Source organism: Streptococcus sp. 449_SSPC (assembly GCF_001073005.1).
Taxonomy (GTDB): Bacteria; Bacillota; Bacilli; order Lactobacillales; family Streptococcaceae; genus Streptococcus; species Streptococcus salivarius_F.
In genome coordinates this window covers 38,207-55,037 of sequence record NZ_JVGR01000002.1, presented here as the reverse complement: position 1 = coordinate 55,037, position 16,831 = coordinate 38,207, and the positions used below count along the sequence as shown (strand labels likewise).

Here is a 16,831-nt window from a genome sequence, read left to right as displayed (position 1 = left end):
TGGCAAAGCCTCAGATAGTCTCCAATAAGATTTAGAAAATAGCCTTGATATCAAAAATACTCAAACTTAAAATATATTTCTTGACAGAAAAAGACGAGTCTTGTATACTTGAATAGAACGTGTAAAATGTTACATTATCTTGAGGAGGTGAATTCAATGTCAAAAACAGTAGTACGTAAAAACGAATCACTTGACGACGCTCTTCGTCGTTTCAAACGTTCTGTGACTAAAGCTGGTACTCTTCAAGAGGCTCGTAAACGTGAACATTACGAAAAACCTTCTGTAAAACGTAAACGTAAATCAGAGGCAGCTCGCAAACGTAAAAAATTCTAATTAAGAATGAAATTAACAGAAAAAAGCTTGAGTCTTCTCAAGTTTTTTTCTTTTTATCGAATAAACAAGTCAGTTAGTAGTCCTGAGATACAAAAAAATAAGACGACTGAGATTTCAGACGTCTTGAGTTTCATATGTCTTTAGTTGAACAAATAAAAATTATTTGTTTGCAAGAAGATCGCGGATTTCAGCAAGCAATTCTTCTTGTGATGGACCTGCTGCTTCAGCAGCATCCTCAGCTTCTTTTTTGCTAAGAGCTGTTGCTTTGCTAGCAGCTTTAACAACGAAGAAGAGAGTAGTACCAACGATGATGAAGTTGATAACTGCGCTTAAGAAGCTACCGTATGCGATACCGTTCCATGACAATTTAGAAAGGTTTTCAACGTTAGCAGCCTTAACAACTGGGTTAAGGATAAGTGGTGTGATGATATCACCAACAAGTGAAGTGATGATAGCGTTGAAAGCAGCCCCCATAACAACGGCTACAGCAAGATCAAGGACATTACCCTTGAACAAAAAGTCTTTAAGTTCTTTAATCATTTTGACAATGAATCCTTTCTTTTATTTACTTTTAATATTTTATCTGATTTTGTAAATCTTGACAAGAGATTTGCTCATGAAAAATCAATTTTATTTTACTTTCATTTTTCATCGTGTTATAATTAGGGGTAATGCAATTATGGTAAGATAGGGGGCGATTAGATGGTGATTGATAAAGCTTTAATAGAAGATATTAAGAGCAGCACCAACATCGTCGACGTGATTGGTGAAGTTGTCAGTCTTCATCGTGCTGGCCGCAATTACCTGGGTCTCTGCCCCTTCCATAAGGAGAAAACCCCCTCTTTTAATGTTATTGAGGACAGACAGTTTTACCATTGCTTTGGTTGTGGCAAGTCTGGCGATGTCTTCAAATTTTTAGAAGAATATCGTCAGATTTCTTTTCAAGAAAGTGTCAAGGTTCTGGCAGATCGGCTAGGTATCGCAGTTACGATAGACGCACCAAGACAGGCTCAGCAGCAGAATTCTCCTAATCAAGCCTTCTATGATCTTCATGAGGATGCGCTTAAGTTTTATCACGCTGTTCTGATGACGACCAAGATAGGAGAAGCAGCACGTGCCTACCTCTATGAGCGTGGTATGACTGACGATTTACTTAAGACCTTCCAGATTGGTCTAGCCCCTGACGAACCAGATTATCTCTATCAGTCTGTATCAAAAAAATATGATGAAGAGGTGCTGACAGAATCAGGTCTTTTTAATCTTTCTGAAAGTAATCGTCTTTTCGATACTTTTAAAAATCGAATCATGTTTCCGCTTAAAAATGAGTTTGGAAAGACTATCGGTTTTTCAGGGCGTGTTTGGACTAAGGACGATATTGAAAAAGGACAAGCCAAGTACAAAAATACAAGGGCTACCCGTATTTTCAATAAGTCTTATGAACTTTATCACCTCGATCAGGCTAAACCGGTGATTCAGAAGACCCATGAGGTCTATCTGATGGAGGGATTTATGGATGTCATTGCTGCCTATAGGGCTGGGCATGTTAATGCTGTGGCTTCTATGGGGACGGCGTTGACCCCTGAGCATGTTAATCGTCTTCGTAAGTTAACCAAGAAAATTGTTCTGACCTATGATGGTGATAAGGCTGGGCAAAATGCAATCGCCAAGTCTCTTGAGCTTTTATCGGATTTTCAAGTCGATATTGTTAAAATTCCAGACAATATGGACCCTGATGAATATCTACAGAAAACATCCGAAGAGGCTTTGGGGAAACTTTTGGTCGAGTCCCGCATTTCAGATGTGGAATTTTGGATTGGGCAGCTAAAACCTGCTAATGTAGACAATCTTCAAGCAGAGATTGCCTATGTTGAGCAGATTGCTAAGATTATTGCCAAGTCACCTTCTGTGACGGCACAAAATTCCTACATTTCTAAGGTGGCTGACCTTTTGCCAGACTTTGATTTTTTTCAAGTCGAGCAAGCGGTCAATAATGAACGGTTGACCATGAGGAATCAGCAGACGGCTCAATTATCGGCTGCTAGTAATAGTGCTTATGAGTCTTCAGCGTCAGGATTCAGAGGAACGGTCAAACTACCTTCTACACCTAAGATTACAGGTCTTCGTCGGGCGGAAAATCAACTCTTCCATCGTATGCTTAATCATCCTATGATTTTGAATGACTATCGCATGAGAGAGGAGTTTTTCTTCCAAACACCTGAGTTAGAGGAGCTTTATCATATTCTGAAACAAGATGGTCAGATTGATACCGTAGCTTTGTCTCTACTTTCTCAAGAGGTGCAAACAGCCTATTATCAGGTTTTAGAGGAGATTTTACCACCTGAAACTAGTCTTGAAGAAGTTCAGGCTATCGAAGAGCGTAGAAATCATTTTTTGAGGGAACAGGACTTTCGTAAGCAAAGTAAACAAATAAGAGAATCAAGTAACCACGGTGATGTGGATGCAGCGGTGGAAGCCCTGCAGATGCTCATCGCCCAAAAACGAGATATGGAGTAACACATGGCAAAGAAAAAACAAAATACAGCATTTAACGTTCAAGTCGCTGATTTCATTCGTAACCACAAAAAAGCTGGTACAGCAATTGATGATGAAGTCACAGAAAAACTAGTTATCCCATTTGTTCTTGATGCTGATGGGATTGATGACCTTTTGGAACGTTTGACAGACGGTGGTATCTCTATCACTGATAAGGACGGAAATCCTTCATCTAAATATGTTGTTGAAGCCCCAAAACCAGAAGAGTTGACAGACGAGGAGCTTCTTGGTTCAAACTCAGCTAAGGTCAATGACCCTGTTCGTATGTACCTCAAAGAGATTGGGGTAGTGCCTCTCTTGAGTAACGAAGAGGAAAAAGAATTGGCTATCGCTGTTGAAAATGGTGACTTGGAAGCTAAACAACGTTTGGCAGAAGCCAACCTTCGTTTGGTAGTCTCAATCGCTAAACGTTATGTGGGACGTGGTATGCAGTTCTTGGACTTGATTCAAGAAGGTAACATGGGGCTTATGAAAGCCGTTGATAAATTTGACTACTCTAAAGGTTTCAAATTCTCAACTTATGCGACATGGTGGATCCGTCAAGCAATCACTCGTGCTATCGCAGACCAAGCACGTACCATCCGTATCCCAGTTCACATGGTTGAAACTATTAATAAATTGGTGCGTGAGCAACGTAACCTCTTGCAAGAGTTGGGACAAGATCCAACTCCTGAGCAAATCGCTGAACGTATGGATATGACTCCAGATAAGGTTCGTGAAATCCTTAAGATTGCTCAAGAGCCAGTTTCTCTAGAAACACCTATCGGTGAAGAAGATGATAGCCATTTGGGTGACTTTATCGAGGATGAAGTTATCGAAAATCCAGTAGATTACACAACTCGTGTGGTTCTTCGTGAACAATTGGACGAAGTGCTTGATACCCTTACAGACCGTGAAGAAAATGTTCTTCGTCTCCGTTTCGGTCTTGATGATGGCAAGATGCGTACTTTGGAAGATGTTGGTAAAGTCTTCAACGTCACTCGTGAACGTATTCGTCAGATTGAAGCTAAAGCCCTTCGTAAATTGCGCCACCCAAGCCGTAGTAAACAACTTAAAGACTTTATTGAAGACTAAGATAGTAAATGGAAGGGGCCTGATTATTAGGCCCTGATTTTGGAGGAAAAGCTATGTCTGAAGTAAAATACACTGAAGCAGAAATTGAAAAAATCAAGGATCGTATCTTGGAAGCCTTAGAAATGGTTATTGACCCTGAGTTGGGGATTGATATTGTCAACCTTGGCCTTATTTACGATATCCGTTTCCAGCAAGATGGCTATACTGAAATCGATATGACCTTGACGACTATGGGATGCCCACTGGCAGACCTTTTGACAGACCAAATTTATGACGCTATGAAAGAAGTGCCAGAAGTCACTAAGACAGAGGTTAAATTGGTCTGGTCACCAGCATGGACTATCGAAAAGATGAGTCGTTATGCCCGTATCGCCCTAGGTATTCGTTAGGAGAAATCTTATGAAAACACTGGCTATCGTTGTTCCTTGTTATAACGAGGAAGAGACTATTCATCCTTTTTTAGAGGCTTGTCAGGCAGTTGAGCGACAAATGACCAATCAGTTGGCTTTCAACTATTACTTTGTCAATGATGGTTCAAAAGATCGCACCTTGGAAGTTTTGAGACAGGTTTCAAAACAATTTGATAATGTTCACTATCTCTCTTTCTCTCGTAATTTTGGGAAGGAAGCAGGCTTACTTGCAGGACTTGAAGTGGCCCAAGGTGACTACGTCACAGTTATGGATGCCGATCTTCAAGATCCACCTGAGCTGCTCATCGAGATGTATGCCAAAATCCAAGAAGGTTACGACGTTGTCGGGACACGACGTGCTGACCGCAAGGGTGAGCCACCTATTCGTTCACTCTTTGCTAAGGCCTTCTATTGGTTGATTAATAAAGTTTCTGATACTGAAATGGTGGATGGGGCACGTGATTTTCGCTTGATGACTCGTCAGGTTGTTGATGCTATCCTTGAGCTCAAGGAAGTCAATCGCTTTTCAAAAGGCCTCTTTTCTTGGGTCGGCTTTGACGTGGCCTATGTCTCTTATGAAAATCGTGAACGTGTGGCGGGAGAGACTTCATGGTCTTTCTGGAGCCTATTGAGTTACTCACTTGATGGCTTTATCAACTTCTCAGAAGTACCCTTGAAGCTTGCCACATGGGCAGGAACCTTCTCATTCTTAATCTCCTTGGTTGGAATTGTCTTTGTCGTTATCCGAAAACTAACTATAGGTGGGAGTGTTGCAGGCTGGGCAAGCCTTGTCTCAATCATCCTCTTTATCGGAGGAATCCAACTCTTAGCATTGGGTATCATCGGGAACTATATTTCAAAGATTTTCCTAGAAACCAAGAAACGACCGGTGTATGTTATTAAAGAAAAAGGGTGAAGATAACCAGCTATTTATACAAATAAATTTGTTGTATAGAATTATTAATGAAAGCAGATTTTTCCTGCTTTTTTTGTTAGAATGAATCCAAAATCTATATTTGGGAGAAAAAATGAAAGAAAAAAACAACAAAAAGATAGTGTATCTCCTTGTATGCATCGTTGTAGTCACTTTAATTTATTTATTAAATCACTTTACTCTCTATACATCTGATGATTTTGTATATAGATTTATTTATAAGGAACCATTCCCATCAGCTAATGAACAACCAGTAAGATCATTATTTGATTTGATTACTTCTCAAATAAATCATTGGAAAGTTTGGAATGGTAGGTTTACTGGACATTCTATTGTTCAGATATTTATGCAATATAATAAGGAAGTTTTCAATGTATTTAATTCCTTTATATTTTTGTCATTGGGATTATTAATAGATAGTTTAAGCTTTGAAATAGTTTCAAATAAGCATAGAAAACACCAGGTTTTATATTTAGCGATTATATTTTTGGTTTTATGGTGGTTCCTTCCAGAAATTGGAAAAACTGTACTATGGATTTCAGGATCAGGCAACTATTTATGGACAGCTGTCCTAGACTTACTATGGTTGAAGGTTATATTGAAACGAAACCAATCACCATATAATATATTATGGACAATTCCATTGGCTTTTTTCTCAGGTGCAGGGAATGAAAATACCTCTCCTGCATTTATTCTGTTGATTAGTTTAATAATATTGTATGATGCTGTTTCTGAAAAGAGAGTAAGTGTTTCGAGAGTTTTAGAAATTGTAGCGGCTTGTATTGGTTTTCTTTTAATGCTAGCATCTCCTGGGTCTCAAAAGAGAGCAGGTGATATTTCCTTGTTTTATGACTTAAGCAATAAATTAGCTAATTTATTTCAAATGAGTTGGCAAAAATATTCGATGTTGTATATTGCTATATTAGTACTTTTAATTTATTCTCTTGTTAAATCTTATTTGAATAGAAAGCAATTTTTTTATTTCTTGTTTATAATGTGTGCTCACTTCGCTTGTATATACAGTTTAGTAGCAACAAATGATCTTCCTGACAGAGTATTTTTTGGAGCAAGTGTATTACTATGTTTAGCCTTACTAATTTTGTTACGTTTAATTTTGGAAGAAGTATTATTTCTCAAGAAATTGGCCTTGGTATTTTTATTGCTACTAGTGATCAAATTTGGATTTTCTTATACTAAGGCGTTTAGTGATATAAACAGTACTTACAAAGTTGTGAGTATGCAATATCGTGAGATTTATCAAGCTAAAGAGAACGGACAATCCACTATTGTTTTGAAGCGTTATCCCAAACCCAAAACTTTATTTAATGCATATAATGGTACGAATAATTTAGGAGAGTCAAGAGATGCATGGTTTAATAGATGGATGGCGGTATATTTTGGTATTGATAGTATCGAAAGTACAGAATAATATTGAGTAAAAGCAGATTTTTTCTGCTTTTTTTGATAAAATTAAAGTGCTATTAATGAAATTACAAGGAGAAAAATATGATTCTAGTAACAGGTGCAAATGGCCAACTCGGAACTGAACTTCGTCACCTTCTTGACGAACGTAACGAAGAATATGTAGCAGTAGATGTGGCAGAGATGGACATCACTGATGCTGAAAAAGTAGACGAAGTTTTTGCGGAAGTAAAACCAACCTTGGTTTATCACTGTGCTGCCTACACAGCTGTTGATGCTGCTGAAGATGAAGGTAAAGAGCTTGACTATGCTATCAACGTGACAGGTACTGAAAATGTGGCTAAGGCTGCTGAAAAACATGGTGCAACGCTGGTTTATATTTCAACGGACTACGTTTTCGATGGTGAAAAACCAGTTGGTCAAGAGTGGGAAGTTGATGACAAACCAGATCCACAGACAGAGTACGGTCGTACAAAACGTATGGGTGAAGAACTAGTTGAAAAACATGTGACTAACTACTACATTATCCGTACTGCATGGGTGTTCGGTAACTATGGTAAGAACTTTGTCTTCACTATGCAAAACCTTGCTAAGACTCACAAGACACTTACAGTTGTTAATGACCAACATGGCCGCCCAACCTGGACACGTACTTTGGCAGAATTTATGACTTATTTGGCTGAAAACCGTAAGGAATATGGTTACTATCACTTGTCAAATGATGCAGCAGAAGATACAACTTGGTATGACTTTGCGGTCGAAATTCTCAAAGATACTGATGTTGAAGTGAAACCTGTTGATTCAAGCCAATTCCCAGCTAAAGCTAAACGACCACTTAACTCAACAATGAGTTTGGCTAAGGCTAAGGCAACAGGGTTTGTCATCCCAACATGGCAAGATGCTTTGAAAGAGTTTTACAAACAAGAAGTGAAGTAAGAATCAAGGTCAGTTAAATAGATTTGAATATATTTGACTGACCTTTTTAATAGAGTTTTCAGGAGAAACTACGTATAAAAATGTCAGATTTACTCATTATTATTCCAGCCTATAACGAAGAAGGCTCGATTGAAAATGTTGTTAACAACATCATTCAAAATTATCCTCAATATGACTACGTCATTATCAATGATGGCTCTCGTGATAAGACTTCACAAATTTGTCATGAGAACCATTACAATATTGTTGATTTGCCAGTGAATCTCGGTCTTGCGGGAGCTTTTCAAACAGGTTTAAGATATGCATATGAGCATGGTTATAAAAAAGCGGTGCAATTTGATGCAGATGGTCAACACTTACCAGAATATATTCAAGGTCTGGAAGAAAAAATCAATGATGGCTTTGATTTAGTTATTGGTTCTCGATTTGTTACAGAGAAACGACCAAATTCTTTACGAATGTTAGGTAATATCTTAATTAGTTCAGCTATTAAACTTACCACTGGTAAGACAATCAAGGACCCAACTTCAGGAATGAGAATGTTCTCAGAAGATTTAATTAAAGAGTTTGCACTCAATATTAACTATGGTCCAGAGCCAGATACGGTGTCTTATCTAATCCGTAATGGTGTAAAAGTTGCGGAAGCACAAGTTAGAATGGAAGATAGACAAGCGGGTGAAAGTTATTTGACTCTTTCTCGTTCGATTAAATATATGACACATATGTTTGTGTCAATTCTACTCATTCAAAACTTTAGAAAGCGAGGCTAGACTCCATGACTATTTGGTTTCAAATTGTTCTAATTTTTGTATCTCTAGCGACAGTTACCTTCATTCTTAGAGGGATTCGAAAATCTCAAGTACAAATCAACGATTCACTATTTTGGATTTTCTTCTCACTGGTATTACTTGTATTTAGTGTCTTTCCAAAATTAGCTGAGATCATTGCGAGAGCATTAGGAATTGTTTCGGCGGTAAACTTTATTTTCCTTTTTATCATTTTCCTTCTACTGATTAATCAATATCAATTAACAGTTCGCTTATCTAAACTTGATACAAAGTTTAAAAACTTAGTTCAAACAATTGCCTTGAGAGGAAAAGATGAGTAAGAAAAGTCAGCTTCCAGATGCAAAAACGATATATTTTTGGAATTTGCTGGGAAATTTAGCAGCTTCAGGTGTATCGGTTTTATATCTCTTAATCGTTACTCGATTGACTTCGGCGTCTCTAGCTGACCAATTTAGTTTGGTATGGTCTATCGGGACTCTTTGGGTAGTTATCGGTCTTTTTCAAGTTCGAAATTATCATGGAACAGATGTAAGGCAGAAGCATTCGTTTAGAGCGTACTTTCAAGCCCGTATTCTGACGATACTTGCCATGATAGTAACACTGTTACCTTATTTAAAGATAATAGGAGGAAATAGATATACCTCGTCTGTTATTTTAATGGCGTTTCTGATGATTTTATATCGAGCTTGGGATTCAGTTTCTGATCTTTTTCAGGGGTTGTTTCAACAACGTGAGCGTATGGATATTGCAGGAAAGACCATGTTCTATCGTTATTCGACTAGTACGGTGGTCTTGTTTCTTGCCTTGCTTATTTCAAGATCTCTTATTACCTCCTTGCTAGCTTTGACCATTTGGAATGGACTTTTTATTTTATTATATGAGTTTAGGTTTGTTCATCACTTCGAATCAATTAATTGGAGAGGAGTATTTGACCTAAGGAAGATTCATGAGTCTCTGGATATCCTTAAGGAGTGCTTCCCGCTTTTCTTGAACGGTTTCATACTACTTTATGTTTTAAATGAGCCTAAATTAATCATTGAGCGAGGTTTATCTGAGGGAGTATTACAAACAGGAATGCAAAGAGATTTCAATATTCTCTTCATGCCTGTCTTTTTCATGAGCCTTATTATTCTAATGGTTCGTCCTTTGATAACACAACTTGCTTTTTTGTATGTGGATAAAGAATACGAGAAGTTTGATTCGATTATCAAAAAACTTTTGCTTTATATCATAGGTGGTGGGTTACTAGTAGTTTGTTTAGCTTATTTACTAGGAGTCCAAGTATTAGGACTAGTCTTTGGATTAGATTTAGTATCTTATCAGGTACCATTTACAATTTTGATTTTAGCTGGAGTTTTGTACGCTGTCGCGATTATTTTTGAAAACATCCTTACCATTATGCGAAAGCAACACCTACTGATTGCTATTTATGTTGCAATGTTGGTTGTTACTTTATTAATTACTAAGACATTTATCTATTCGTGGGGGATGCTTGGTGCTTCGTTAGCATTTTTAGTAGTTATGATTGTGTATGTGTTTGGTATTTCAATTATTTATTTTAGAGAAAGAATTAAAGAGAGAAGACAATGACTTACGATTTGACTGTAATTATTCCAGTATATAATATGGAAAACTTACTTTCTAATTGCTTAGACAGTATTGTAGAGCAAAATAAACTTGAAGAATGTTCACTGAGAGTAATATGTGTAAATGATGGAAGTACCGATAATTCTAAAAAAATCATAGAAGAGTATTCAAATAGATTTTCATTTATTGAACTCCTTAATAAAGAAAATGGTGGAGTTTCTTCTGCTAGAAATGCAGGGCTTGATTTGGTAAGTGATAGTGAATATGTCACTTTTATTGATCCTGACGATTCTATTTGTCCAAATTATATTCAAAACTTTATCTTGAATAAAGGTAGTGATGTTATTTACTTTGATTTTGATTTAGTTGATTCAGAGGGGAAATTACTTAAGCACTTAAATGTGAATCCTTTTTATTCGAAGTTAGAATCTGAAGAAGTGAATCTACGTTATTTCCTATTAACAAAACATGCTTCTTGGACTAGAATTTATAGGTCAGAATTCTTAAGTAAATTTCGTTTTCCTATAGGAAAAATTTACGAAGATATTGCTTTGATGCCATATATAACTTCTCTATGTTCTAGCGTGAGCTATATTCAAATACCAATATATAAATATACGGTGAATACTGCCGGCTCTATCATGAATTCTAATAAATCGAATATATTTGATATTTACGATTCATTAAAGTATTTATTTGATTTATTTAATGATAAATTCGAAACCTATAAGGATGAGCTGCAATATTTAGCAATTGAGCACCTATGTGTCGGACATACTTATCGTTTGTTAAATTACCCTGAGGCTACAAAACAAGATTTTAAAGATATTATTATCTTTATGGAGAAGTATTTTGGAAAACATTGGGATAAAAATAAGTATGTCAAACGTGGAGTTCAAAAAGTAAATATTAATTCATCGCTATCATATGTTGTCCCTGTATTTTTGAAATTCTTAAAATACGGTGGTTTTAGTGTTTGGCCAGTTATCAAAAAAGTGAAAGGTAGTTGAGTGATAATGCGGACAGATTTAATTGCTTCAAAAATGCAGGAGGTTTCTTCTGATTTTTTGAAAAATTTACGTAAGCACTGGATGCAGGTTATCCTGGTTTGGCTTACAATTGGAGTAATATATATATATTTAGGTGGTAGTCTTGTAAATCTTCCTAAAAGTTTATTATTAGTAACAGGTATATTCTTTTCTATCATTATTTTATTACCAGGGAAATTTTATAACAAAATAGCCATTGCTATTGTACTTTCAGGAAGTTTATTTGTTGTTTCTTCCCCTAACCTTGACATTCCAGATGAGAATGCACATTTTGCTCGTGCCTTATATGTAGCAGATTTCCATGCTTATCTACCGAAAAAAGACAAGGATTTAAAAGTCTCAGATGATGTTAGTAAGGTTACTAAAGAGTTTAAAGTTCCTTTAAAACAAACTGGTTTAGATAAGATAAAGGTATCTTTTAAAAAGGTACATTCTTCACTCTTTATTGTTACCAATGCATCATCATTTATCCCTTACATTCCTCAAGTGATTGGTATTTGGATAGCAAGGATTCTAGGACTTAGTCTCCTATGGTTAGTCATTTTGGGTCGTTTTTGTAATTTAGTGTGTTATGCTTTAATTACTCGTCTTGCTATAAAAAAAGCTAAAGGTTTTGAAATTCTTTTTGGTACCATTGCTTTGTTACCAATGTGTGTTTATTTAGCGGCTTCTTTCAGTACTGATGGAATGGTTAACGCATTAACGTTTTATTTGATAGCACAGTTCTGTTATCTGATAAATAGAGAACAAAAAGTAAGTTTAAGAGATATGATCATTTTTGCAGCACTGAGCTTAGTTTTAGCAACGATGAAATTACCATATGTTCTTTTAGTAGGCTTATTATTGTTTATACCAAAGGAAAAGATGACCATTAAGAAGAACTATCTTTATGCAGCTCTATTAATTTTTGTTACGGCAATTTTAAGTTTCTTATGGTTGAAGCAATCGAGTGATATTAATGCAAGTAAGGTAACTCATGGTGCAAACCCAGTGGACAAGATAAAATTCATTATTGCACATGCTAACGTCTTTTTCAAGACCTTCCTTCGGGAATGGATTGACTTGATTCCCAATAAGATGGGTTCATTATTTACTTTCGGTTGGTTAACCTATGGTTTAGGTAATATTTCTTGGTATTATCTCATCTTTGTAAGTTTTATTATTTTAATGCTTCCTCAACCTTTACCTTTACCAAAAATTAGTAAAATTGGTACAGCACTTGTAGCTATTGGAATCTCATTTGGTATTTTAATGACTTCTTACCTTATGTGGGGACAAACTGCTGATATTAGTTTTGCAGGTGTCCAAGGTCGTTATTTCACAGGTGTTTTACTCCTATTAGGCTTGTTTGCTAACTGTTCAAGAGTATTTTACCCTCAAAATAACATAGACTTCGATGAGACAATTGATAGACGAGAATACTTTGTTTATGTTATTGCCAATCTGTTTATATTGATGTCAGTAGTATTGACAATTCTTCAGTATTACGGTGTGAAGAACTGAATTTCTAGCAATTTAGAAATAGTTTTTTAAGCAGTCCTTAGTGGCTGCTTTTCTGTTTGCATTAGGCAAAAGCCTTGTAAAATGGTATAATTGACTAAATTATAGACTTGTTAGAAAGGGGATTTATGCAACACGTATTCATTATCGGAAGTCGCGGCCTTCCAGCAAAATACGGTGGTTTTGAGACATTTGTAGATCAATTAGTCTCCAACCAAGTTTCGTCCCAAATTAAATACCATGTTGCCTGCCTTTCTGATCAAAAGGCCTATGAGCATTTCGAATATAAGGGTGTAGATTGTTTCACGATTAAGGCACCGAAATTAGGACCGGCTCGCGTTATTGCCTATGATATGATGGCTATAAATTACGCTTTGAAGATAATCCATGAGGAAAATATAGAAGAACCGATTTTCTATGTTCTAGGAAATACTATAGGTGCTTTTGTGGCTCCCTTTGCTACTAAGATTCATAAAATTGGTGGTAAATTCTACATTAACCCAGATGGCTTGGAGTGGAAACGAGCTAAGTGGCCCAAGCCAGTACAATCCTATCTAAAGTACTCTGAGAAAGTAATGACAAGACATGCTGACTTAGTTATCTCGGATAATCCAGGAATTGAAAACTATATTCAAGGAGCCTATCCGTGGTCTAAGACAACTTACATAGCTTATGGAACTGATTTATCACCGACAACACTGACACATCAGGATGCCAAAGTTAGAGATATTTACAAGATGTGGAATACTTATGAGAAAAACTATTATTTGATTCTTGGTCGTTTTGTCCCAGAAAATAACTATGAAACGGCCATTCGTGAGTTTATGAGTTCCTCAACAAAACGTGATTTAATTATTATTTGTAATCATGAGGGCAATGCTTATTTTGAGGAATTGCGTTCCAAAACACAGTTTGATAAGGATCCGCGTGTGAAGTTTGTTGGAACAGTTTATGATCAAGACCTATTAAAATATATTCGCAAAGAAGCTTTTGCTTATATTCATGGTCATGAAGTTGGAGGAACCAACCCTGGCTTACTGGAAGCTATGGCACAAACTGATTTGAATTTAGTATTAGGCGTCTCATTTAACCGGTCAGTAGCTCAAGATACAGCTCGTTATTGGAAAAAGGATGAGGGCAATCTGTCGCATTTGATTGATCAAGTAGATGGTGTTTTAGATTACTCTGAACTAGGTAAGTTAGCTAAGGAGAACATGGAACAGAACTTTACTTGGGAAAAAATTGTAGGTGAGTACGAGGAGCTATTTTTATCATGAAAGTAAATATCTTACTGTCAACCTACAATGGTGAGCAGTATTTAGCAGAACAAGTGAAGAGTATCCAAGAGCAAACCTATCAGGAGTGGGAACTTCTCATACGTGACGATGGTTCATCTGATGGCACAGTTGAAATTATTAAACAACTGGCTGCACGAGATTCACGTATTCACTTTATCAATGAGAGTCATGTTGAAAACGTTGGTGTTATCAAAAGTTTCCATGCCCTACTTAAGCATGGGGAGGCAGACCTATACTGTTTCAGTGACCAGGATGATTTTTGGCTTCCTGAAAAAATCTCACTTCAAGTGGCAGAAGCCAAAAAGTATTCTCAGGATAAACCTTTACTCATTTACACAGATTTAAAGGTAGTGGATGAAAATTTATCTGTCCTGCATGAGAGTATGATTCGTACTCAGTCTGACCATGCGAATACTGAGCTGATTCAAGAGTTGACTGAAAATACAGTTACTGGTGGCGTTGCTATGATTAACCATGCTTTAGCAGAACTATGGACTGGTGAGGAAAAGCATGATTTGCTAATGCATGACTGGTATCTGGGTTTGCTAGCTTCAGCCTTTGGTAACTTAGTCTATATTGATGAACCAACTGAGCTTTATCGTCAGCATAGCAGTAATGTCCTTGGAGCTCGAACTTTGCGAAAGCGGATGAAAAATTGGGTTAGACCCCATATCCTTTTTGCCAAATATTGGAGTCTTATCAAAGCTAGTCAAGATCAGGCTAGAAATTTGTTAGAACTTCCGTTAAGTTCACAGAATAAGGAAATCATTGAAAACTTTGTAACAATTATGGATGCTCCATTTAGAGAACGTTTAGCACGTATCCGAAAATACGGTTATCGAAAAAATAGAGCTTTTCACACAACTGTGTTTACGACATTGATTCTTACAAAGTTTGCATATAGAGGAGAGAAAGATGTTAGACTTTTTTAGTCAGAAAAATCGTATTTTGTTACGAGAAATGGTTAAAACCGATTTCAAATTGCGCTATCAAGGTAGTTTAATCGGTCATTTGTGGTCTATTTTGAAACCACTTATGCTCTTTACGATTATGTACCTGGTATTTGTTCGCTTCTTACGTTTTGATGATGGAACACCACACTATGCCATTGGCCTCTTAATCGGTATGGTTACATGGAGTTTCTTTTCGGAAGCGACGAGTATGGGGATGATGTCAATTGTATCAAGGGGTGACTTGTTACGAAAACTAAATTTTTCAAAAGAAATTATTGTTATTTCGTCAGTTGTTGGAGCTTCAATTAACTATGTGATTAACCTTCTTGTTGTCTTTGTTTTTGCCTTGGTAAATGGTGTTAATTTTTCATTAGGCTGGTTGACAGTTATTCCATTGTTTGCTGAACTCTTTCTTTTCTCAGCTGGTATTGCCTTTGTCTTAGCAACGCTCTTTGTTAAGTACCGTGATATTGGTCCGATTTGGGAAGTAGTTATGCAAGCTGGTATGTATGCGACACCCATTATCTATTCATTGACATTTATTTTGCAACGTGGACAAGTTAAGATTGCAAAACTGATGATGTTGAATCCTTTAGCACAAATTATTCAGGACTTGCGACATTTTATTGTCTTCTCAGGTAGCTTACGTGGTTGGGATTTAATTGGTCATAAGGCTATTGCTATCATTCCGTATTTCCTACCACTTGTTATCTTTGCTATTGGTTACTACATTTTCCATCATCAAGCTAAAAAATTTGCGGAGATTCTCTAATGACAGAAAAGAAAATTGCAGTTAAAGTGGACCATGTAAGTAAGTTTTTCAAATTACCGGTTGAGTCTACTCAAAGTCTTAGAACTGCCTTAGTAAATAGATTTAAAGGAATCAAAGGCTATAAAGAACAACATGTTTTGAAGGATATTGACTTCGAAGTTGAGGAAGGTGATTTCTTCGGAATTGTGGGACGAAATGGTTCAGGGAAATCGACATTATTGAAGATTATTTCTCAAATTTATGTTCCTGAACAAGGGACTGTTACCGTAAATGGCAAAATGGTTTCATTTATTGAACTTGGTGTCGGTTTCAACCCTGAATTAACTGGACGAGAGAATGTTTATATGAATGGAGCCATGCTTGGCTTTACGACGGCAGAAGTTGATGCCATGTATGATGAGATTGTTGAGTTCGCAGAGCTTGAAGATTTCATGAACCAGAAACTCAAGAACTACTCGTCTGGTATGCAGGTCCGTTTGGCTTTCTCTGTGGCTATCAAGGCACAGGGTGATGTTCTTATCCTTGACGAGGTTCTTGCAGTAGGTGATGAAGCCTTCCAACGTAAGTGTAATGACTACTTTATGGAACGTAAGAAATCAGGGAAAACAACAATTCTTGTAACCCATGATATGGGGGCTGTTAAGAAGTACTGTAACAAGGCTATTTTGATTGAGGACGGATACATTAAAGCCAAAGGCGAGCCTAGAGACGTTGCCAATCAATATAGTTTTGACAATACAGAACAAGTAATCACTTCAGAACAATCAGGAATTGAAAGAAGTGGTTCAGTTGTGGAAAATCTGAAGTTATCACTATTGTCTTCTAAGAGAGCGACACCAAATGAACCAATTTCATTTGATTTGACGTATACTCTGCTAGAAGATGTGCCTACTTATATTGCTATCTCATTTACAGATATTGATCGTAATATTTGGATTTATAATGATAATACGATGGACAATTTAACAAGTGGCAAGGGTGATGTTAAAGTAAACTATCAGTGTTCACTAGCAGGGCTAAACGATATTAAGTTAAAACTCGAAATTACTGTAAGGGATGCGAATAACCAAGTTCTAGCCTTTCTTCCGGCTGATGAGATTCCAGTTATTGTTCTAAATAGGGATGATATTGATGAAGATGACGAGTCAGCCAAAGATTCTGCAACTGGTATTATTCAAAGAAATGGGAAGTGGAGTTTTTCTTAAGAGAAAAAGGAAAGTTT

At 36.6% G+C, this 16,831-nt stretch carries 17 protein-coding genes; 16 read left to right on the top strand and 1 reads right to left on the bottom strand.

Going from position 1 to position 16,831, the window contains the following annotated elements; translation table 11 throughout:
• The first annotated feature begins 156 nt into the window (after positions 1-156).
• Positions 157-333 carry a 30S ribosomal protein S21 gene (rpsU, locus tag ADH51_RS00270; RefSeq protein ID WP_002884573.1) on the top strand — a complete coding sequence of 59 codons (177 nt, stop codon included), beginning with the start codon at positions 157-159 and terminating at the stop codon, positions 331-333.
• 159 nt (positions 334-492) lie between these two features.
• Here the strand turns inward: rpsU and mscL are convergent, their stop codons facing one another.
• Positions 493-873 (bottom strand): large conductance mechanosensitive channel protein MscL, encoded by a 381-nt coding sequence (gene mscL / locus ADH51_RS00265; protein ID WP_002884705.1) that lies wholly within the window; start codon positions 871-873, stop codon positions 493-495.
• 162 nt (positions 874-1,035) lie between these two features.
• Here mscL and dnaG point away from each other — a divergent pair, with 162 nt between their 5' ends.
• The 15 genes from dnaG (at position 1,036) to ADH51_RS00190 (ending at position 16,814) form a co-directional block, all read left to right on the top strand.
• Entirely contained in the window at positions 1,036-2,847 is a 1,812-nt protein-coding gene (dnaG, locus tag ADH51_RS09980) for a DNA primase (RefSeq protein WP_048673742.1), read from the top strand.
• A gap of 3 nt (positions 2,848-2,850) precedes the next feature.
• Positions 2,851-3,960 carry an RNA polymerase sigma factor RpoD gene (gene rpoD, locus ADH51_RS09975; RefSeq protein WP_002884252.1) on the top strand — a complete coding sequence of 370 codons (1,110 nt, stop codon included), beginning with the start codon at positions 2,851-2,853 and terminating at the stop codon, positions 3,958-3,960.
• Positions 3,961-4,013: 53 nt separating this feature from the next.
• The gene (locus ADH51_RS00250; protein WP_037602920.1) at positions 4,014-4,349 is read left to right on the top strand and encodes a metal-sulfur cluster assembly factor; all 336 of its coding nucleotides are present in this window, start codon (positions 4,014-4,016) and stop codon (positions 4,347-4,349) included.
• Between the two features lie 10 nt (positions 4,350-4,359).
• Positions 4,360-5,286 carry a glycosyltransferase family 2 protein gene (locus tag ADH51_RS00245; RefSeq protein ID WP_048673740.1) on the top strand — a complete coding sequence of 309 codons (927 nt, stop codon included), beginning with the start codon at positions 4,360-4,362 and terminating at the stop codon, positions 5,284-5,286.
• A 112-nt stretch (positions 5,287-5,398) separates the two neighbouring features.
• Entirely contained in the window at positions 5,399-6,733 is a 1,335-nt protein-coding gene (locus ADH51_RS00240; RefSeq protein WP_021143793.1) for a DUF3329 domain-containing protein, read from the top strand.
• A 77-nt stretch (positions 6,734-6,810) separates the two neighbouring features.
• Positions 6,811-7,662, top strand: a complete 852-nt coding sequence (rfbD, locus tag ADH51_RS00235) for a dTDP-4-dehydrorhamnose reductase (RefSeq protein WP_048673738.1) — start codon at positions 6,811-6,813, stop codon at positions 7,660-7,662.
• Positions 7,663-7,736: 74 nt separating this feature from the next.
• Positions 7,737-8,432 carry a glycosyltransferase family 2 protein gene (locus ADH51_RS00230; RefSeq protein WP_173018418.1) on the top strand — a complete coding sequence of 232 codons (696 nt, stop codon included), beginning with the start codon at positions 7,737-7,739 and terminating at the stop codon, positions 8,430-8,432.
• Positions 8,433-8,437: 5 nt separating this feature from the next.
• Positions 8,438-8,770, top strand: a complete 333-nt coding sequence (locus tag ADH51_RS00225) for a DUF2304 domain-containing protein (protein WP_011226332.1) — start codon at positions 8,438-8,440, stop codon at positions 8,768-8,770.
• A complete protein-coding gene (locus ADH51_RS00220) occupies positions 8,763-10,040 on the top strand; it encodes a lipopolysaccharide biosynthesis protein (protein WP_048673733.1) in 1,278 nt (425 codons plus the stop codon). The genes ADH51_RS00225 and ADH51_RS00220 overlap by 8 nt, the downstream gene beginning before the upstream one ends.
• Positions 10,037-11,047: a glycosyltransferase gene (locus ADH51_RS00215; protein WP_021143797.1), complete on the top strand. Its 1,011-nt coding sequence runs from the start codon at positions 10,037-10,039 to the stop codon at positions 11,045-11,047. Before ADH51_RS00220 ends, ADH51_RS00215 begins: the two co-directional genes overlap by 4 nt.
• 6 nt (positions 11,048-11,053) lie before the next feature.
• Positions 11,054-12,589: a DUF2142 domain-containing protein gene (locus ADH51_RS00210; RefSeq protein ID WP_048673847.1), complete on the top strand. Its 1,536-nt coding sequence runs from the start codon at positions 11,054-11,056 to the stop codon at positions 12,587-12,589.
• A gap of 125 nt (positions 12,590-12,714) precedes the next feature.
• Positions 12,715-13,863 (top strand): beta 1-4 rhamnosyltransferase Cps2T, encoded by a 1,149-nt coding sequence (gene cps2T, locus ADH51_RS00205; protein WP_048673730.1) that lies wholly within the window; start codon positions 12,715-12,717, stop codon positions 13,861-13,863.
• Positions 13,860-14,816 carry a glycosyltransferase family 2 protein gene (locus tag ADH51_RS00200; protein ID WP_048673728.1) on the top strand — a complete coding sequence of 319 codons (957 nt, stop codon included), beginning with the start codon at positions 13,860-13,862 and terminating at the stop codon, positions 14,814-14,816. The genes cps2T and ADH51_RS00200 overlap by 4 nt, the downstream gene beginning before the upstream one ends.
• Positions 14,800-15,609, top strand: a complete 810-nt coding sequence (locus tag ADH51_RS00195; protein ID WP_014634840.1) for an ABC transporter permease — start codon at positions 14,800-14,802, stop codon at positions 15,607-15,609. Before ADH51_RS00200 ends, ADH51_RS00195 begins: the two co-directional genes overlap by 17 nt.
• Positions 15,609-16,814, top strand: coding sequence for an ABC transporter ATP-binding protein (locus ADH51_RS00190; RefSeq protein WP_048673726.1), 1,206 nt, complete (start codon positions 15,609-15,611; stop codon positions 16,812-16,814). Before ADH51_RS00195 ends, ADH51_RS00190 begins: the two co-directional genes overlap by 1 nt.
• Positions 16,815-16,831 lie beyond the last annotated feature (17 nt).